Genomic DNA, 18,340 nt, shown 5'->3' on the forward strand with positions numbered 1-18,340 from the left:
CCGACTACTGTAATATTTCACTAACAGGAATTTCACTAAAAATAATCCATATATGGACTTTAATTATAATATTGCAATATAATAATCTTTTTTTCATTAAACAAAAGAATATATGCACATAATTAGAAAAAATAATAAAATATAAATTTAAATTGATTAAATAACATTTGGACAATCATTTTCATTTATGAAATTTATTAATTTTTATGAAATTTAAAAAATTCCATGAATTTCACTAACAGATTTAATTTCAAAACAATGAAATCTAAATAACTTGCCCTATATGTGATGGTGAAAACTCATGTTTTTCTAAAAATTTACAATCCCAAAAGAATTTTTATGCCGATTAAAATCAGAATAACTCCACCGATAATTTGGAATTTGTCCCCAACATAGTTTCCAAGCTTTTTTCCAATGAATATTCCTAAAATACTGAACATAAATGTAACAACACCGATTATTGCAGAGGATATTAAAATCGGATCATTAATGAGAGCTATGGTTATTCCAACAGCGAATGCATCGATACTTGTTGCGATTGCAAGAAGCGTTACCTCCCTGAATGAGAAGTGGTCTGTGACCTGTTCATTTTCACCTGATAAACTTTCCCGTATCATATTAAATCCGATTGCCAAAAGAAGCACGAATCCAACTATCGGAGCTAATGATTCTACAATATGAGCTATAACATTGCCACAGAAGTATCCTAATATTGGCATGAATGCCTGAAATCCTCCGAAAAACAGTCCATAATATAATATTTGTGAGTTAGTTAAGTTTTTCTGTGTAAATCCCTTTGTCATGGATACGCTAAAGGCATCCATTGCAAGAGCTACAGCGATTAAAAAAGTGGAAATCATATTAAAAGACATTAAATAAATTTTATAAATTAAAATATTTAAATTTAGTCATGATTAAAAGGGATTCAATTCCCAATTAATCATAAGCTTTGTCAGTCGGCAGGAAACGATAATAATATCATTTCCCAATTAAAGTATTATTAACTCCTTATATTTAAAATAAGAGGTTAAGAATAGTCATAATTTTATAAAATAAACGAAATTATTATAATTCAACTAAATATATTTATAGTATTTTGTTTTAAATAATTACTATGAAAGATTTATTTGATATGGTAGAATTTGGGGATTTGAAATTAAATAGCAGAATAGTCAGAACAGGCCTTTGGGAATCACAAAGGGAAAAATCAGGCAATATGACACCTGAAATATATAACAGATATGAAAATATGGCTGCAAGCGGTGTCGGATTAATAATTACTGAGCTATTCTCACTTTACCCTAGAGATGTCTTTTCAAAATACACAAACACCGTCAACTACAGTCGCTTCGTTCGTGAAGCCCGTGACCTGACTGACCTTGTCCACATATATGACGTGCCTATTTTCGCCCAATTGGGTTTGGTCCAATACAACAAAAGACTTGAACAGAACATCAAAGTTGAAGATGTCACCGTCGAGGACATTCGCAAAATCCAAACTGATATGATCGTTGCAGCTCAAAAATTCGATTACGGCGGCTTTGATGGAATTCAGCTAGGGCTTGGAAACTATTACTTTTTATCCAGATTCATAAATCCAACATTCAATTCCCGCACAGACAAATATGGCGGCAGCACATTGAACCGCTTAAGAATGGTTCTGGAGATGATTAAAGTCATCAAAAACACAACTAAGTTACATATAAACTGCCGTCTCAATGCATTTGACGGAACAACCAATGGAATGACCCTAAACGAAACAATTGATATAGCCAAGTTGCTTGAAAAGCATGGCGTTGACTCCCTGCAGATTACACGTCCTCGCTCACCCCAGTTCTTCACCCGTGAAAACAGACAGAAGAATCCTCTTATAAAAGCGGCAGAAGAGATAATAGATAACGTAAGCATTCCCGTTATACTGGGAGGTGGAGTAAACAGCCAAAATCAGATAAACGATTTGCTCAACTCAACAAGCATAGATTTCATTTCAATGCAACGTCCGTTCGTAAATGATCCGAGTTTTCTTGTCGACTGGCAAATTGAAGGCAACGGAGAAAGCCATTGCATCACCTGCAATAACTGTTACTGGAAAAAAACAAGTACCTGCCACATCAGGCCATGCAAACCGGAATACTATTCCCCGTCTATATAATATCTGAACTTTTCGAGAAACTGATTCAGTTCCTCTTCAATCTGATACAGGCTGATGACAGGTTTATGGTTCAAAAGGCTTGAAAGAGCAATCATCAAGGGTATTGCCTCTCCTACAGTGACATTTTTAAATTCCAAAGTCTGATAGGTAATTCTGAAATTTTCATTTAGATGCTCATCGATTCTTAAACCAGGAGGGGTGAAATTTATTTCTCCTTTTTCTATTAAATCCTCCAGGATTTTTGTTCCTTCAAGAATATCTTCAAATGTGACTTTTTCCTTGTTCAAAACGAAATCCAGAAAATCGAAATGGATATTGTAGTCATATTTGGAATAATCCTTAAAATAGGATTCCACTATTATATAATCAATATATAACTCATGGTTCAAAATGCCATATTTCCTGTTGTTTACGATGAACTCCATGCTTATATTATATCAAAAAAAGTATAAAAAACTAGTTATGAAAATAACTAGTTTTCAGGTATTGTCTCTTTTTTGGCGAATTTCTTGAATCTGGAAATGAATATTTTTGCCCAGATATATCCGAATGTTCCTCCAACCAGACATCCGAATACCACTCCTGCATAGATTCCTGTCAGTCCCCATCCGAATATAAAGCAGAAAAGATATGCAAATACACTTTCAAGGATTAAAGATCTCAAAAGAGTGATGATAAGGGAGTATACTCCTCTTCCAACTCCCTGGAATACCATGGATGACATCATACCGTGAGGAACTGCGAGAACAAAGAGGCTCAGTATGGATATTGCATGTGCTATTTGAGGCGACAGGGCCGCGCTTGCCTCAGTGTATGAGAACACCGCTGCAATCTGGGATGATAACAGGAACATCACTGCACCTAATGCAATGGATATTGCAAAACCTACCTTGATTGAATATGAATGCGCTGTCTTCAGGTTGATATAGTTACGGGCTCCATAAGCGACGCCTGCAACGGTCAGGAGTGCTGTTCCAAGACCTATAAGCGGAATCATGGAAAGCTGCACTATTCTCATTGAAGCGGTATAGACCGCAACCGCAGTTGTTCCCGCAGCTATTACAAGCATACTGTTGATTATAATGGCCAAAATTGAAAATACAAGGTTTTCCAATGTTGAAGGAATTGCAACCTGCAGGGTATCAATTATCATCTTTGTCTGATAATCGAAGTTGCTTAAGGACAAGTCAAGATACAGGTCCTTTTTCCCCCAAATCCAATAGCTCATAACAAGACATGACAGTGATGCGGAAAGCACTGTGGCCCATGCGGCACCGGATATTCCAAAATCAAGAACGTAAATGAATATCGGATCCAGAATGATGTTCATAATTGCTGTGACTGCAATTGCAATTGTTGCACGGCGCATGTCACCTTCTGACCTGAATATTGCTGATGCAACTCCTGAATATACAAATATGAACAGGAATCCGAAGATTATATAACTGTAATCCATTGCATACTGGATTGTTTCACCAGCGCCCATAAACTGCAGGATTTGCACCATGAACACTTCAATTATTATTGTAAATATTGCTGAAATAATAACCGAAAGTAAAATTCCGTGCAGAGCCGCATTGTTTGCCTGCTTATAGTTTCCAGCACCGATATATCTTGCAATCAAGGAATTTGCTCCAGCACCGATTCCGTTACCTAATCCTACCAATACCATAAAGAGCGGTGTGATAAAACCGACTGCAGCAAGCGCATCGGCACCAAGTCCCGCTACCCATATGCTGTCGGCAATGTTATAAAGCATGATTAAAAGCATGGAAAGCATCATTGGAAGGGCCAATTTGATTATCGCTTTTTTCGGATCTCCAGTAATCATCTCAATGTTTTTGCTCTTTTTTGCCATTGCAACCCTCCTGATTCAACTCTATTGTTTTAATTGCGATTTCTTTAAGGGCTTGCTGAAGTACAGTTTTTTCAATTGCATTGCCCTTGAACACTTCATCTTCCCAAATCTTCAATATGCTGATACTCTCTTTAAGTGTTTTCTTGCCTTTGTCTGTCAGTGAAACGCGGTTCTGTCTTCTGTTGTTTTCATCAATTTCTCTTATGACAAGACCATTATCCTCTAATTTTTTGATTGATCTTGCAACTGCGCCCTTGTTGATATTGCATCTTTCTGCAATATTTTCCTGATTCATATTGTTCTGGTGATATATCTCAAACAGGAAGTGAAGCTGTGTTGCATTGATTCCCAGCCCAACCAACGTATGGTTCAAATAGAGAGTCTGGCCTCTTGCGATAATTGTAATCAGTTTACCGATGGGAAGAGTTGATGCATCAACCGTTTTAAACTCTTCAAGAGACATGGTATCTACTCAATAAATGAATCTAAAGAATAATCATCTTTTTTAACTTCTTTAGTGGTTAAACCCATTGTTTTTAGAGGTTTGATTGAAAATTTTTCCATCTGCGCAAAAGCGTTTTCGAAATCTGTGCTTCCTGCGGTCATGAAGAACTTGACACTTTTGAATTTTCCCTCATTCTGCTTCAGGTAGGAGATGACCGGTGTGGATGTCTTACCCGCCCATAGCGGACCTCCTACATATACAACATCATAATCTTCCACGTCCCGCTTTGTGTCTTCGAGGTCAATAATCTTTTCAGATATTGCATCCTTTCCGCCACGTGCAAAACCCAGTTTTCCCTGATAATTAACTTTTGGAATGATTTCTTCTATATCAGCGTTAGTCTTGCCTGCAATGTCTTGTGCAAGTTTTTTTGTAATATTTGTTCTTGAATAATAGGCTACTAATGTTTTCATAACCTATTATTATTACCTCATCATATATAAACTGTTGCATTGACAACTATTGACATGGCAACAATGAAAAAAATCAAATAAAAAAAAGAGTAAAAAAATTAGAATTTGAAGATATTGGACCATTTCATCTTATGTTTGGTGTCCTGAACGGACTCGTCATAAGTTTTAGGAATGATGCCGTATTCTTTTTCAACTAATTTTTGCTTTTGAGAAGCGTCAAGAGCGGTGTCCTTAATCTTGTTGAAGAAAGTTAATTCATCATCAATTTGAGCGAGTTTTGCTTCAAGTTGTGCCTTTTCCTCATTGGCCTTTTGAATTCTGGAATCTAAAATCACGTTGCTGGACTCGGTAATCTGGTCCCTCATTTCAAAAAACATGTCAATTGCATCGCCAACTTCAATACCATTATCCTTTAAAAGTTGCACTTTTTCGGCTTGCGCATCTGTTAAATCGATTTCCATTTTCATAATAAATACCCCAAAGTATAATTAATAATATATTTTCATTTTTTCATTTAAATTATTTTCTAAATTTCAAACCAACCTTAAACGCATCTGCTATTTTTTCACCGACTGCAAAATATGAATGGGTTATGTCATCATATGCAATAGGGTTTAGCTTCTCGAAAATGACTTTGCCCCTGTCATCCAATACATCCTCATCAGCCTGAATATTGACGATTTCGCCTGTGATTTGAGTATGTGAACCTACATCGGCAATATGGATTACCTTACACTCCAAAGAGACCTTAAACTCCTCTATGATAGGTGCGTTGACCATCTCTGCCTTTTTTGGTGTGAAATTGATTTTGGCCAGTTTGTCTTCATTGTAACCTGATTCTATCCCCAGATAATCAACCTCGCCAACATGCTCAATGCTTGGAAAACCCACACAGAACTCTTCACTATTTAATATGCTTTTCAATGTTTTCCTTTTCAATGTTGAGTTGATTGCAATCATTACGGCCGGAGGATGATGGGAACACATTGTTGCAAAAGCAAGAGTGCATGCATCCGCTCTTCCCTTTTCATCATATGCACTTGCAACGACCGCAGGTGCAGGATACATCATTGCATGTTTTTTTACATTTACTTTCATGATTATATATTATAATATCATATAATATAAATATGGAAAAGTTAAAAATTGCAAAAAATATTTCAACATTCACAAATCCTCCGATAATCTGCATTCCATTATTTCTGATAATATGCCTAACATTATCATTTACACAAGCAGGATTTGACTTGAATAAATTCATTGTCATGGAAGTCATTTCACTGATTTTCGCTTCACTGCTTCCAATGGCAATCATTCTTTTCTGGGCCAAAAAGCTTGGAACGGACAAGGATATCTCAAACAGATCAGACAGATTCATGCCTTTGATTGTCGGAATCGTTTCCTATTTCATCGGCTTTCTGGTATGCCTGATTTTTAACGTTGACAACTTCCTGACATGCCTGCTTCTATGTTACTCAATTAATACAGGTGTGGTGTTGCTTTTTACAACAAAATGGAAAATAAGCGTTCACACTACAGGATTATCAGGGCCTGTTGCGGCATTGATATTGCTTTTAGGTCCTATCGGTGCGCTTTTCGGTTTAATCTATCCTGTATTGATCTGGTCAAGGGTTCTTTTAAACAAACATACTCTGTCTCAGGCCATAAGCGGCGGAGTGCAAGGGTTTTTCCTGACCGTTTTGGAGATGTATCTGTTCATGAACATATTGAACCTTCCTATTTTCAATATCGTCAGCTTATTTGATTCAATCCTATATATAATGGCAATTATTTCAACACCAGTTATTCTTGGCATCTTAAGTTATATTAAATTCAGCAATCCTTTAAGGACATTTGTCATTGCCGAAATCATTTTAGTGATACTGTTCTTTGTTTTAACACCAGTCAATGTATTTATGATATTTGTCCTGACAACACTGGCATCAATATTGGTCAGCTTTTATGCAGGTGATGATTTCATCTGGTATAAAATATTGTCAAATCAGTCATACAACACTTTATAGTTTAAAATAAGGTCCTTGTCAAGTGAATATGAATCTGTAAGTTCCAGTTTAACGGCCTCATCCATCGTGTCGAAGCCATCGCCATCGAAAAATGTTTTAGCATTTGCACCTCCAACCACCATTGGAGCTACACAAATGCTTATCTCATCAATAAGACCTGATTTTATCATGGAAAAGTTTAATGTGGATCCCCCTTCAAGCATCAGCTTTTCTATTCCTTCCTCGTGAAGATAGTTCATCAATGCCTTAAGGTCAACCCTTTCACTGCCTGAAAAGAAAAACTTAACGCCTCTTTTTTTAAGCGTTTCATATTTGTCACTGGCCATGAATTCCTCCTTATACTCATTGGCTCCGGCTATGATTGTTTTGGCATCCTCATTTGTTATCCTTGCATCAGCAGGTGTTCTGCATTTGCTGTCGACAACAACTCTGACGGGATTGTCTTCAGGTCTTGCATCGATTTTGTGAACGGTTAGTCTCGGGTCATCAGCAATCACGGTTCCGATACCTACCATTATCGCGTCACATTCCTTTCTTATTTGATGAACCCGTTCAAGGTCCTTTTTTCCTGAGATATTGGAACTTCCGGTTGCCGTTGCAATCTTTCCATCCAATGTCATTGCAGCATTCAAGATAACATAAGGTCTCATCTTAACCACCTAAATATGATAGAACATTTCCTTTATATGGAGGAAATTCATCAGGGTCTGATTTTCAAGCATGCCAGGCATTATCAAAGCGATGATTATTCCCAAGGCACCGAATACAATGCCTATGACCCATATTATTTTAACGGCATCCTTTTCGGCAATCGGACGCCTTAACACCAGTCTGATTAATGATTTGAATCCGGTTTTTGGCCTTACAAGCTTTCCCTCGTCATTGAGCTGAGTCGGCTTTTGCTGCTGACGGTTCATTACTCCGGCAGAGTAGAATTTCAAGGCCGCATCAATAATGTTCGGCATCATTATTACAAAAGCAATCAGTTTCACCCTTCCTATAAATGCAATGCATACTATGGCAGCTCCGATAATGAGAGTTCCGGTATCTCCGGGGAAAATCTTTGCGGGATATCTGTTATAATATAGAAATGCGATTAAAGCGCCAAGCATGCTCATTGATATGATTGTCACATCATATTTTCCAAGCAGTATGCAGGCTATTGTAAGTGATGCCATTGAAATGATTCCCAGTCCTGATTCGATTCCGTTCAAGCCTGCCAGCATATTTGTCAGGTTGGATCCGATTGACAATGCAATTGGAATTGTAATCAGATACAATAAGCCAACGTTTGGCGGTGCCGCCCAAATCAACGGCAAGCCTGCCAAAAAGAGCAGGAAGAACTTCTCCTTAGATGATAAGGCAAGAAGGTCATCTACAATGCCGATTATTCCGACAAGAAGTATCACCACTAAAACGATTACCAGCTGGAAGGTCAGTATATCGTGCATGTATATTCCGGAAAACATTCCTATTATGAATCCGAACAATATTCCAAAACCGCCCATTTCAGCTACAACGGGCCTCCAGGATTTATGAATGTCCTTTCCAACAATATCCGCTTGTTCAAGTTTGCGAATAATCTTCGGCATCGCCAATTTGGTCACGGCAAATGACAGCAATCCGCATATTATTGCAATTGCATATAATGGAAGTTGAGGTAAAATCATCATAGTTAATACTTTGGTCAATAAACAATATAATATTATTGTAAAAACAAAAATTATTTTTTATTTAAAATAAAATAAACGCTTCTTAAAGGAATATCCAACTTCTGTGAAATCTCCTTTGCGGTGAGACCCTGATTCTTAAGCTTTTTAACTTCTTTGCGGTCGTGCTTTCGTTTTCTATTATCAAAATTAGTTTTGCTTTTTCTAAGCAGATAATAAACCCGATTTAGGGAAATGTCAAGTTTCTGTGAGATTTGCCTCGCGCTAAATCCTTCATCGGATAACTTGGATACATAAAACTCTATGCCGTTGCTTCTGGATTTGGCGCCCCAATTGTATTTGATTTTAACATTTATATTCAATTTGCTTAAAGCTTCCAAATATTTTTTTGAAGTCCTCTTATATACACTTGGAGGACAGGTGATCTCTTCCAGATTAGGGAATTCATCTAAAAGCTCGACAATCATTGATGATGATAATGCTTTTGAAATATGAACCGTGGTTGAGTCTTTATCCATATTATCACTTGATTAGTTCCAGGAATTCCTTGGATTTGCCGCTTTTCGGATTTCTGATTTTATTGATGTTTTTTATTTCATTTTTGATTTTGGATTCATTGATATTTAATGCGTTACTTATATCTTCAAGCCCTATATCGGAGTTCAGGTTGATTAAAGCAGCTCCGAGGGCAACCTGATTGAATTTGATATTGGAATTATGCATCTCCTTTTCAAATTTGAACTTTTCATATAACAACAGATCCATCTCAGGTATTTCTATGATTTTAATATCGGTGAAAGCGTTTAGAATCTCAATGACTTTTGTATAGGCGGTCTGGAACACTTTTCTCTGTTCACGGTCCAATTCCACCCGGATATACGGAAATGGACCGATAGTTATCCTGCGGGAGTTATTTGATGTTGTAATATAATATCTGAACATGTCCCATATTATCAGGGCGGATGCAATATTCTTGAATGTGGCCTTATAAATGCTTTCCCTTACCTTCAAATCCCTTTTAAGGGATCGGGTCAAGTCCCCGAACTTGTCAATATAGTTCAGTTCCCGCAATCTGTTCTCTATTTGGGATTTTCGCCATGCCTCGATTGCATCAATATCATACTTATCGATGAAATCAGGCTTCTGGTTTTCAAATTCCATCATTATCTCATCATACTTGTTGATCCTTTTAAAATCAGTCAGTCTTCGTTTAAGAATGTCATCCTTAATGTTTGAGATTATCTCCTGCGAATAACCCACATAAGCCAGTGCAAGAGCGGTTCTTGCATGTTTGTCATCAATGATTGCAGGTTTTGTTTTATTGAATCCCAATCTTTCGATACGTACCGTTTTGCCGTATCTTCTCTTTACCTCCTGCTCATAATCATCAGTGTATTCTGAATCAAGGGTGATGTTTTTTCTAATCATGCGATTGTTGTCATCCCTGAATTTGATTCTAAGGGAGACGGTTTTCACAACACCTCTGCGTTCCTGCTTTAAAATGTTGAGAACCTGCTTATATGATTCCCTTGCATATGGGGACAGTTCACTCATCAGGACCAAATAGTTTCCTGACAGCGGCAGATATGGAATTATTTCAAGGCGATGGGTTAGTTCCTTGTTGATTTTGAAGGTAAATCCTTTGCTTTTGCAGCTGCACTGTCCATTCATCTGCTTATATTCGTCAATTGAATATTTCTTATAGCAGGAGTTGCATTTCACATAACCGAACTGGCTCAGATTTCCAAGTGCAATATTGTGCGAATCAATCGCCGATTTAACGCGGTCAAGAATATTCTTTTTTGCCTTTGCCCGATTCCTGAATATCTCATTATGCCTGCTGGTTTCGCGCATTTCATCTGCAACAACATCTGCAATATTCTTTGTACCGTATCTGTTACGGGACGCAAAGGGTGAATCATATCCCCTCACATCCATTTCATCTTTTAGGTTCTGTAAAATGTTTAATCTGTCATCTAGCTTGAAGTAAAGAGTTTTGAAATTATCAAAATCCTCAATGTCATCTAAAGATATCGGATTATCTGCTATTTCTTTAAGGTAGTTCTTGGCTTTATTCACTAGTGCAGATTCGGGCATTTTAATCTATTGGATTCTTTCGCCAACTTCGCCAGCCACATCAGGAGCCAATAAGGCGCCGGATTTGCCGGTTGCCAATATCATTCCTTCGGATAGTGTTCCGAAGAGTTTTGCTGGCTGCAGGTTGGCCACAACACAAACTTTTCTGTCAATCAATTCTTCCGGAGAGTAGAATTTCGCCAAACCTGCAACGATTTGTCTAGGTTTGTCTTCTCCGATGTCAACTTGCAATTTCAATAATTTATCGGATTTTTCTATTTTTTCGGCTTCTTTCACTTGTCCGATTTTAATCACGACTTCATCAAACTGGTCAATTGTTATTAAATCACTCATATTTTCATCTTCCTTTTCATTTAGGTTTTCTTTCAGTTTTGCTTTCTGAGCATTGATTTCATCATCTTCAATCTTTTTGAATAATGGCTTTGCCTTGTTGATCTCGTGGCCGCTAGGAAGGACAATCTTGGCATCATTCCACACGTCCAATGAATCGATATTCATAATCTCGGCAATCTTGTCCGCTTTTGTTGGAAGGAACGGCTTTAATGTATATGCCAAGGTCTTTGCCAGCTGGTTGGACAGGTACAGGCAGTTGGCGGCTTTGGTCATGTCCTCTTTAACCGCTTTCCACGGTTCGCAGTCGTTGAAATATTTGTTACCCTTTTTGGCAACTTTAAATATTTCAAGCAAAGCTTCTCTGAATTCATAGTTTGCTATATATTCGCCTGCCTTATCCGGCAATGCCTCAATTGCCTTTCTGAACTCTTCATCCTCCTCGTTAGGATTTTCATATTCGGGGATTCTGCTGTCAAAATATTTTTTGGTAAACACGAATGTACGGTGGAGGAAGTTTCCGATTACGTCTGCAAGCTCGTCATTGTTTCTTCTCTGGAAGTCATCCCATGAGAAATCTGAATCCTTATTTAGGGGAGCGTTGATTGTCAGGTAATATCTGAGCAAATCAGGGTCATAGTCTTTTACGAAATCAGCTATCCATATTACCCAGTTCTTACTTGTGGACATCTTTTCCCCTTCAAGGGATAGGAATTCACCGGCATATATCATGTCGGGCAATTTGCATCCGTATGCAGACAGAAGTCCCGGCCAGAATATTGAATGGTGGTAAATGATGTCCTTTCCTATGAAGTGAACGGCATAATCGTTCCAGTATTCTTCCCATTTGCTGCCGGATTTTTCGGACCATTGGCTTGCTGAGGATATATAACCCAGGAACGCTTCAATCCAAACGTATAATACCTTGCCTTCAGCCTCATCCAACGGCACAGGTATTCCCCAATCCATATCACGGGTCAATATCCAGTCCTTCAATCCCTCATTGAGCCAGTTGGTAGCGTAATTTTTAACGTTTGCAGGCAGATTTTCATTGCCGCTGATATAATCCTTAAGTGTGTCTTCAAATTCTGATAATTTGAATGCGTATTGGAAGGTGTCCTTGATTATTGGAGTGGTTCCGCAGGTAATGCAGTGAGGTTCATCAAGCTCTGTGGGATCAAGGGCTTTTCCACATTTCTCGCAGTGGTCACCTCTTGCTTCAGAGCCGCATACAGGACACAATCCCTCAACATATCTGTCAGGCAGGAACTTCTTACAGTTCGGACAGTATAACTGCTGGATATCCTCCCTGTAGATAAAGCCTTTCTCATAAAGGTCCTTGAAGAAGTTCTGTGCAATCTCATAATGTTTCTTGTCTGTTGTTCTTGTGAAATTGTCCAGTGATATGTTCATTGATTCAACGTCTTTCACAATCAGGTCATGATATCTCTTTGATATCTCTATCGGTTTTTTATTTTCCTTATCTGCCTTCACTGCAATTGGAGTTCCATGTTCATCTGTAGCGCAAACAAGCAGCACATCATCGCCTATCATCCTGTGATATCTGGCGAAAATGTCTGCCGGCAGGTATGTGGAACGGATATGTCCCAGATGACATGGCCCATTCGCATATGGAAGTGCGCATGAAATAAATACTTTTGACATTTATCTAATCCCCTTAGTAATTTTAATCATATAATAATTTTGTCCATTATATGTAATAAATGCTTTTTTCAACAAAGCGATTTTAAACATTTTTTCATTTTCACTTAAAGATTGATTTTGACCTTGAGATACCTATTTAAAACATGAAATAAAAAGTTAAAATCATGGCTGAAGTTTCATATATCAATCCACTTTCCGATGAAGGAAGACAAATCATACGTGAATACGGAGACTTGAATCAGATTTTCAAAGAGGATGAAACCCTCATAGACCTCTGCATCCATACCAACAACCAGAAATTTTCAGATGACAGTCTCATTCCCAAATCATATGCTGATTTATGTATGAAACGCATATTATGGGCTATTGAAAAAAAGAACAATAAGAATTTCACCCAATCCGAATTTGAATACCTCACCAACGAGGAACTCTTTTTTCAGGATGTCGTGACATTCCATATGCTCTGCCAGGCCATAGCGATTCAGTTCAACCTTGGCTCCCGTGAAACAAGACTCTTCATTGAATCACAGGGCGCGCTTATTTTAGAACGTCTGGCAAAGATTCCGCCAATGTCAAGGGCTGAAATCATTGATGAAGTCCTTGAAGAAGTAAAGATTGACGGTGCAATCAACTGGAAATCCCTAAAAGATGTAATTGCAACCAAAAAACTCAAACTAACAGACCTTCTCATCGATGATGGGGACATTATCCTGCAGCAGGACGACTTCCTCTACCGTTTCGGCGATGAGTTCACAGACAGAAGTCCTGAAAGAATGTATAACATACTGGTCGGTGACAGCGTCAAGGAGCAGATCCTATCAAGACTGATAATGCAAAAAACAGAGGAATACATTGCCCGCATCAAGGAGATGTCAGCAAGAATAGAAATACACCCTGCCATCATAAAGATAGGTGAGGAACTTAAGGAATTCATACCTGAAGAGATAAGCAAATACAACCAGTATTATGCGGGAAGCGGAGGCATTTACGGTTCAGTTCAAGCTGGAAAACTGAATCCGGACGCATTTCCACCATGCATCAAGTCAACTGTTGAAGGAGTCTCTTCAGGAGGACGTAACGATGCAATCGTGCTGCTTTTAACATCATTTGCATCATATGCAAGGCTCTATCCGAGGATATTCGCATCCGATGAAACGGTTAAGGTATCCGATATGGACCCTGACCTTTCCATCACTGAAAATGAAATACTTCCGCTGATTTTCGATGCGGCGGACAACTGTTCACCGCCATTATTCGACGACCAGCCTCAGGAAAAAATAAACATCATCTCAAAATTAGGTTTCGGAATGCATGAAACAGTGGATATTAACCATGAGGGCGAAACCAAATGGTACACTCCGATGAGCTGTGAAAAAATAAAGATACACCTTCCAAACCTGTGCCATCCGGACAAGTCATGCAAGGGAATAAACAATCCCCTATCCTGTTACGGACGTAAAAAATATCAGCTTGACCAGGAAGCTAAAGACTAGACTGTGAAAACCTGAAAGGATTGTGGTCCTCATATATTGCATCATAATACTTGTTTAGAATCTTTGATTCCCACATATTGTAATTTGCCTGTTCACGTTTTTCGAAATTATATGCAAGAAGGCCGACAGTACGCTCATACTCGTCAATGCCCTTCATTTCACAGAATTCAGATATGATGTCAGGAATATACTCGCAGGGATCATCACTGCTGAAGTCCAAATACTCCTCATACTCATTTTTGGAGAAGAATTCCTCTTCAGATATTGGCTCCTCATGAGATTCGATAGTATACAGTTCAATATATATGTCATCATGCAATTGAAGCTGATTAAAATCAATGCCCATACCATAAACGCGGCCATCTTCCAGGTTCAATACCGTATGGCCAGTTTTAACTCCAGCCATCCAATTGTCATAAGCCGGCTTTACAATCTCTTCCGGACTGAGAGCTGAAAGGATTGTTTTTAGATGCTCAACTCCAATAACTTCAACAAATTCATTCATGTGATAATATTTTGCCGTAATCCATAATAAACTTATTTTTTTGAAGTTGACAAAAAAAATCTGAATAATATGACAGAAAAAATAAGAAAAAGGAAATCATTCAAAAAGAATAATTCCTAAAGATTATATGTAACTAGTAATAGTTTTGATCTCCGCCACCGCCAAGACCTGAGCCTAAAGCAGGTGCGCCTAAAACACTATCTACAACATCTGAACTGACACAAACATGGCCAACAACATCTGAACTGACACTATCCGCATCAGTTGCACTTACAAAACTTATGCCCACCAAGGCAATCGAAATTAAAATTAAACAAAATATTATTTTTTTCAATATAATCATTCCATTAAAATATTATGATGAATTAGACTATCATCATATTTAATAGTCTAAAAACGATTATATATATAGATTTTCGAATGCAAGTGCTTACATACATCTTAAATTAACTAGAACTTAATTTTAATAATTTAAATAAAAAATAAAAGAATATATTATTATTTTTCTTGATTTGAAGAACATATCATATTCATGAAAAAACACAAAATCGCACCATCAAATAAAATAAATACTTTGAAAATCTAATTAATATTATGTTTTCCAAAGCTACATTAAAAGAGCGAAGACAATTCTATCGTGAGGAATGGGACCCGAAGGATTTGCCTGATTTCATCTCCACTGATATCAAAAAAAGAGAGTTCGGTTTTGACCACAACGGCCGAGGACCGAACGACAGGTACAAAACCTTCAGAGGAACAGAGTCCCTGCGAAAATTCCTCAGATTCAAGGCACCCTTTGCAGCCTACATCTCAGTCGCCTTTTACAATAATCCAAGAAGAAGGGAGGACTGGCTAAAGGCAGAATACATCTTTGACGTTGACGCAAAGGATATTCCTATCAGGTCATGCCAATGCGATGGAGTTTGTGAAGTCTGCCTCGGAGAAGCTTTGGAAATAGTAAACAGCCTGATTGATACTTTACAGGGTGATCTGGGCCTTAAAAACATTCATCTCATATATTCCGGAAGGGGATATCATATCAGGATTCTTGATGAGGAAATGATGACTGCCGGAAGCGAGCTCAGGTCTGAAGTCTTAAAGTACGTTGCAGGCGCTGAAGTTCCAAAATCCCAGTTCATGAACTCAGGAGTATCAAATCAGAGCTTCAACTTTGAACACTTCACCATTCCTGTCGGATATTCAAGGATATTCACCGAAAAAGTGAAATTCAACATCCAGCACATGGTCGGCAATGAGAAGCTGGACGGAATCAATGCGAAACTCATGAAGGACATCATCGCTTCAAGACACCACCTTGAAAACAACAACTGGGGCCAGTTTAAAAATGACATCGGCCCTAGACGCTATAAAAATCTTGTTGAAGCAATGGCAAGAGTCAACCTTGCAACAATCGATGCCAAAGTTACAATTGATTTGAAAAGAATATTGAGATTGCCTTCTTCGCTTCACTCAAAGGTAAGCATGAAATGCATGGAAGTTAAAAACAGGGAAACTTTCGATCCTTTCGATAAGGCAGTGCCGAAATTTGTCTATGAAAGAAAAGGTGTATAAGTATGGATAAGGTTTTAAGAGAGATATTTAGAAAAAGCCCGTATTTTGAAGAGATTGACGAAAACAGATTCGTTCCGGAATATCTGGGATTGATCGTTAATGGCGTTGTGGTTTATCATGTAAACTGGATTGACATTGTCGGAAAAGAAGTAGTCTTCATGCACAAGGATATCCAAACCCATCCGATCGTTTCACTTGTCCTTGAAAACCTCAATTCACTGATGATTATTACAAGCGATGGAATAAAAGAAGTGTTATAGTCAGTCAGTTTCAAAGCATTTTGCTATTATTTTTTGGGAAATCACGTCAGGCGCGTCATCTGCAGAAATCACATTCCAGTTATAGGTGAATTTCTTTGACCTTTCACGGTTTTGCCTCAATGAATCTATATTTTCAAACATTTCGGTCTGCTCGTCCCTTGAGCCAATTCTTTTTAGCGATTCCTCAGGTGTAATGTCCAAAAAGAACATGCAGTCTGATGTGGGAAGCACAAATGCTACGATCTTATATACTATGGTATTAACGACGTTAGGCAGATACATCACCGCAAGGATATATCTTGAAAAAATTAGAACGTCAACGTTCTTGTTGAAGCAGTACTTTTGAACAGACCTTATCGCGTCAAGCCCGAAGTATATTGTTGCCTTGATATGATTTAGCTTTCCTGTCTTTAAGAGTGCCTGTTTTGATTTTAAACCGTATTTATTGTCACTGCATGGATGTGACCTTACTGTTACGCTTCTTCCCTTTTTTTGATATGCTTCAGCTATTAAATTTACCTGAGTGTCCTTGCCCGAACCGTCCAATCCGTCAATAACAATAAACTTCTTCATCAAAACACCTAATCTATCTCATAAAACTCACTGTAGAGTGAATCCCTCTCAATCGGGTTTCTTCCCAAGTCCCTGACCATTCTTGCCAATGTTTCGATTGATGCGTCAACACCATCAGGAGCTCCTGATGCCTCTGACAGTTCATCTCCGCCCAGCGTTCCTCCAAGGTCATTTGCACCTGCTGTCAGTACGACCTGTGCGAATCTGAAGCCCATCTTTACCCATGAAACCTGAAGGTTAGGAAGCAAATCCCTAAGCATCAGCCTTGAAACGGCATATAATTTCAAATCCTGTGTTCCGGTTGCTCCCAGGTCTGATTGGCCTTCCAGAAAGATTGGGGAGTACTCATGCATGAATGTCATTGGTATGAACTCTGTAAAACCGTGAGTTTCCTGCTGTATCTGTCTGATAATGTCAATGTGTTCCACCCGTTCTTCTAAAGTTTCAACATGCCCGTACATTATTGTTGCAGAACCCTTTATTCCGACTTCCTGGGCTGCCTTGACGGCTTCAATCCATTCGGCCACGCTTACCTTTTCAGGACAGATTATCTCCCTTGAACGGTCTGTGAGAATCTCTGCTGCAGTGCCGGGCAATGTGTCAAGGCCGGCATCCTTGAGTATCTCAAAGCCTTCGCTCATGTCAATTCCGGATGCCCTGCAGGCGTCACGGACCATTGTAGGTGAAAATCCGTGTATGGACACATTCGGATAGTTGTCCTTAAGCAACGTGAGCAGATGTGTGTAGTATTCTATGTCTGCATCGGGATGCACTCCTCCCATGAGCGTGAATTCGCGGGCTCCATTGGCAACGGCGCCTTCGGCCTTTGAGAGAATCTCCTCGTCATTCAGGATATATGCATCATGGTCGTCAGCATCCTTTCCGAATGCGCAGAATCCGCATCTGACGGTGCATATATTTGTAAAGTTAATATTGCAATTATTAATGAATGTCACGTTGTCTCCAACGATTTCGTGTCTTAAAAAATCAGCAGTTGCAAGTAATGGGTATAAATCAGGCCCATTAATATTCATCAAATAATTCGCCTCTTCAACAGAAATTTCCTCATCGAGGGATTTTGTCAATATCCTTTCTGTTTTGGAAGAAACGGGTAGTTTATCAAACATATTGTTATATTGATTTTAAATAAATAAAAAGGTTACTATTTGATGAATAATTAAAAATAAAATAGTTTTTTATAGTATTTAGTATATATTAAAGTA

General features: G+C 38.3%; 21 protein-coding genes. 5 read left to right on the forward strand and 16 right to left on the reverse strand.

Translation table 11 applies throughout. The features are described 5' to 3' along the window. Positions 1-317 precede the first annotated feature (317 nt). A complete protein-coding gene (locus IJF99_RS02060) occupies positions 318-872 on the reverse strand; it encodes a manganese efflux pump MntP family protein (protein WP_292791417.1) in 555 nt (184 codons plus the stop codon). Between the two features lie 242 nt (positions 873-1,114). Here IJF99_RS02060 and IJF99_RS02065 point away from each other — a divergent pair, with 242 nt between their 5' ends. Further along, complete coding sequence (locus tag IJF99_RS02065) at positions 1,115-2,152, forward strand: tRNA-dihydrouridine synthase (protein ID WP_292791422.1); 1,038 nt, start codon at positions 1,115-1,117, stop codon at positions 2,150-2,152. Here the strand turns inward: IJF99_RS02065 and IJF99_RS02070 are convergent. From IJF99_RS02070 to IJF99_RS02095, 6 genes are all read right to left on the reverse strand, one after another. Continuing rightward, positions 2,134-2,577, reverse strand: coding sequence for a hypothetical protein (locus IJF99_RS02070; protein ID WP_292791425.1), 444 nt, complete (start codon positions 2,575-2,577; stop codon positions 2,134-2,136). The two genes, IJF99_RS02065 and IJF99_RS02070, sit on opposite strands and share 19 nt — an antisense overlap. Before the next feature lie 47 nt (positions 2,578-2,624). Next, entirely contained in the window at positions 2,625-4,010 is a 1,386-nt protein-coding gene (locus IJF99_RS02075; RefSeq protein WP_292791428.1) for an MATE family efflux transporter, read from the reverse strand. Beyond that, positions 3,985-4,473: a MarR family transcriptional regulator gene (locus tag IJF99_RS02080; RefSeq protein ID WP_292791436.1), complete on the reverse strand. Its 489-nt coding sequence runs from the start codon at positions 4,471-4,473 to the stop codon at positions 3,985-3,987. Before IJF99_RS02080 ends, IJF99_RS02075 begins: the two co-directional genes overlap by 26 nt. Before the next feature lie 5 nt (positions 4,474-4,478). Beyond that, complete coding sequence (locus tag IJF99_RS02085) at positions 4,479-4,928, reverse strand: flavodoxin (RefSeq protein WP_292791439.1); 450 nt, start codon at positions 4,926-4,928, stop codon at positions 4,479-4,481. Between the two features lie 98 nt (positions 4,929-5,026). After that, positions 5,027-5,395, reverse strand: a complete 369-nt coding sequence (locus tag IJF99_RS02090) for a hypothetical protein (protein WP_292791442.1) — start codon at positions 5,393-5,395, stop codon at positions 5,027-5,029. Positions 5,396-5,447: 52 nt separating this feature from the next. Beyond that, positions 5,448-6,026, reverse strand: coding sequence for a flavin reductase family protein (locus IJF99_RS02095; protein ID WP_292791445.1), 579 nt, complete (start codon positions 6,024-6,026; stop codon positions 5,448-5,450). A gap of 32 nt (positions 6,027-6,058) precedes the next feature. On the opposite strand from IJF99_RS02095, the gene IJF99_RS02100 reads away from it, so the two are divergent. Further along, entirely contained in the window at positions 6,059-6,952 is an 894-nt protein-coding gene (locus IJF99_RS02100) for a hypothetical protein (RefSeq protein ID WP_292791447.1), read from the forward strand. Here the strand turns inward: IJF99_RS02100 and IJF99_RS02105 are convergent. From IJF99_RS02105 to metG, 5 genes are read right to left on the reverse strand one after another with little or no spacing between them, the layout of a single operon-like run. Continuing rightward, complete coding sequence (locus IJF99_RS02105; protein ID WP_292791450.1) at positions 6,931-7,602, reverse strand: 2,5-diamino-6-(ribosylamino)-4(3H)-pyrimidinone 5'-phosphate reductase; 672 nt, start codon at positions 7,600-7,602, stop codon at positions 6,931-6,933. The genes IJF99_RS02100 and IJF99_RS02105 overlap by 22 nt on opposite strands. Positions 7,603-7,611: 9 nt before the next feature. Further along, the gene (locus tag IJF99_RS02110; protein ID WP_292791453.1) at positions 7,612-8,625 is read right to left on the reverse strand and encodes a glycosyltransferase 4 family protein; all 1,014 of its coding nucleotides are present in this window, start codon (positions 8,623-8,625) and stop codon (positions 7,612-7,614) included. Positions 8,626-8,675: 50 nt separating this feature from the next. After that, positions 8,676-9,140: a hypothetical protein gene (locus tag IJF99_RS02115; RefSeq protein ID WP_292791456.1), complete on the reverse strand. Its 465-nt coding sequence runs from the start codon at positions 9,138-9,140 to the stop codon at positions 8,676-8,678. Between the two features lie 4 nt (positions 9,141-9,144). Next, the gene (locus IJF99_RS02120; RefSeq protein WP_292791458.1) at positions 9,145-10,719 is read right to left on the reverse strand and encodes a DUF530 domain-containing protein; all 1,575 of its coding nucleotides are present in this window, start codon (positions 10,717-10,719) and stop codon (positions 9,145-9,147) included. Positions 10,720-10,725: 6 nt separating this feature from the next. Next, a complete protein-coding gene (gene metG / locus IJF99_RS02125) occupies positions 10,726-12,714 on the reverse strand; it encodes a methionine--tRNA ligase (protein ID WP_292791460.1) in 1,989 nt (662 codons plus the stop codon). A 164-nt stretch (positions 12,715-12,878) separates the two neighbouring features. On the opposite strand from metG, the gene priL reads away from it, so the two are divergent. Then, complete coding sequence (gene priL / locus IJF99_RS02130) at positions 12,879-14,207, forward strand: DNA primase large subunit PriL (protein WP_292791463.1); 1,329 nt, start codon at positions 12,879-12,881, stop codon at positions 14,205-14,207. Here the strand turns inward: priL and IJF99_RS02135 are convergent. Both IJF99_RS02135 and IJF99_RS02140 read right to left on the reverse strand, forming a co-directional pair. Continuing rightward, positions 14,197-14,712: a hypothetical protein gene (locus tag IJF99_RS02135; protein ID WP_292791466.1), complete on the reverse strand. Its 516-nt coding sequence runs from the start codon at positions 14,710-14,712 to the stop codon at positions 14,197-14,199. The genes priL and IJF99_RS02135 overlap by 11 nt on opposite strands. 133 nt (positions 14,713-14,845) lie before the next feature. Then, positions 14,846-15,001 carry a hypothetical protein gene (locus tag IJF99_RS02140; RefSeq protein ID WP_292791469.1) on the reverse strand — a complete coding sequence of 52 codons (156 nt, stop codon included), beginning with the start codon at positions 14,999-15,001 and terminating at the stop codon, positions 14,846-14,848. A 305-nt stretch (positions 15,002-15,306) separates the two neighbouring features. Here IJF99_RS02140 and priS point away from each other — a divergent pair, with 305 nt between their 5' ends. Further along, complete coding sequence (gene priS, locus IJF99_RS02145; protein WP_292791472.1) at positions 15,307-16,284, forward strand: DNA primase catalytic subunit PriS; 978 nt, start codon at positions 15,307-15,309, stop codon at positions 16,282-16,284. Between the two features lie 2 nt (positions 16,285-16,286). After that, entirely contained in the window at positions 16,287-16,544 is a 258-nt protein-coding gene (locus IJF99_RS02150; protein WP_292791475.1) for a hypothetical protein, read from the forward strand. Here the strand turns inward: IJF99_RS02150 and IJF99_RS02155 are convergent, their stop codons facing one another. Together IJF99_RS02155 and cofH are read right to left on the reverse strand one after the other, a co-directional pair. Beyond that, on the reverse strand, positions 16,545-17,117 hold the full coding sequence (locus tag IJF99_RS02155; protein ID WP_292791477.1) for a thymidylate kinase: 573 nt from the start codon (positions 17,115-17,117) through the stop codon (positions 16,545-16,547). An 8-nt stretch (positions 17,118-17,125) separates the two neighbouring features. Next, positions 17,126-18,244 carry a 5-amino-6-(D-ribitylamino)uracil--L-tyrosine 4-hydroxyphenyl transferase CofH gene (cofH, locus tag IJF99_RS02160; protein ID WP_292791479.1) on the reverse strand — a complete coding sequence of 373 codons (1,119 nt, stop codon included), beginning with the start codon at positions 18,242-18,244 and terminating at the stop codon, positions 17,126-17,128. Positions 18,245-18,340 lie beyond the last annotated feature (96 nt).

Source organism: Methanobrevibacter sp. (genome assembly GCF_017406825.1).
Taxonomy (GTDB): domain Archaea; phylum Methanobacteriota; class Methanobacteria; order Methanobacteriales; family Methanobacteriaceae; genus Methanocatella.

Coding starts and splice junctions, on each gene's coding strand:
- IJF99_RS02060 (WP_292791417.1), bottom strand. CDS start 872: ATGTCTTTTAATATGATTTCCACTTTTTTAATCGCTGTAGCTCTTGCA.
- IJF99_RS02110 (WP_292791453.1), bottom strand. CDS start 8,625: ATGATGATTTTACCTCAACTTCCATTATATGCAATTGCAATAATATGC.
- IJF99_RS02065 (WP_292791422.1), top strand. CDS start 1,115: ATGAAAGATTTATTTGATATGGTAGAATTTGGGGATTTGAAATTAAAT.
- IJF99_RS02095 (WP_292791445.1), bottom strand. CDS start 6,026: ATGAAAGTAAATGTAAAAAAACATGCAATGATGTATCCTGCACCTGCG.
- IJF99_RS02080 (WP_292791436.1), bottom strand. CDS start 4,473: ATGTCTCTTGAAGAGTTTAAAACGGTTGATGCATCAACTCTTCCCATC.
- cofH (WP_292791479.1), bottom strand. CDS start 18,244: ATGTTTGATAAACTACCCGTTTCTTCCAAAACAGAAAGGATATTGACA.
- IJF99_RS02100 (WP_292791447.1), top strand. CDS start 6,059: ATGGAAAAGTTAAAAATTGCAAAAAATATTTCAACATTCACAAATCCT.
- IJF99_RS02115 (WP_292791456.1), bottom strand. CDS start 9,140: ATGGATAAAGACTCAACCACGGTTCATATTTCAAAAGCATTATCATCA.
- IJF99_RS02150 (WP_292791475.1), top strand. CDS start 16,287: ATGGATAAGGTTTTAAGAGAGATATTTAGAAAAAGCCCGTATTTTGAA.
- IJF99_RS02070 (WP_292791425.1), bottom strand. CDS start 2,577: ATGGAGTTCATCGTAAACAACAGGAAATATGGCATTTTGAACCATGAG.
- IJF99_RS02120 (WP_292791458.1), bottom strand. CDS start 10,719: ATGCCCGAATCTGCACTAGTGAATAAAGCCAAGAACTACCTTAAAGAA.
- priS (WP_292791472.1), top strand. CDS start 15,307: ATGTTTTCCAAAGCTACATTAAAAGAGCGAAGACAATTCTATCGTGAG.
- IJF99_RS02090 (WP_292791442.1), bottom strand. CDS start 5,395: ATGAAAATGGAAATCGATTTAACAGATGCGCAAGCCGAAAAAGTGCAA.
- IJF99_RS02085 (WP_292791439.1), bottom strand. CDS start 4,928: ATGAAAACATTAGTAGCCTATTATTCAAGAACAAATATTACAAAAAAA.
- IJF99_RS02075 (WP_292791428.1), bottom strand. CDS start 4,010: ATGGCAAAAAAGAGCAAAAACATTGAGATGATTACTGGAGATCCGAAA.
- IJF99_RS02105 (WP_292791450.1), bottom strand. CDS start 7,602: ATGAGACCTTATGTTATCTTGAATGCTGCAATGACATTGGATGGAAAG.
- IJF99_RS02155 (WP_292791477.1), bottom strand. CDS start 17,117: ATGAAGAAGTTTATTGTTATTGACGGATTGGACGGTTCGGGCAAGGAC.
- metG (WP_292791460.1), bottom strand. CDS start 12,714: ATGTCAAAAGTATTTATTTCATGCGCACTTCCATATGCGAATGGGCCA.
- IJF99_RS02135 (WP_292791466.1), bottom strand. CDS start 14,712: ATGAATGAATTTGTTGAAGTTATTGGAGTTGAGCATCTAAAAACAATC.
- priL (WP_292791463.1), top strand. CDS start 12,879: ATGGCTGAAGTTTCATATATCAATCCACTTTCCGATGAAGGAAGACAA.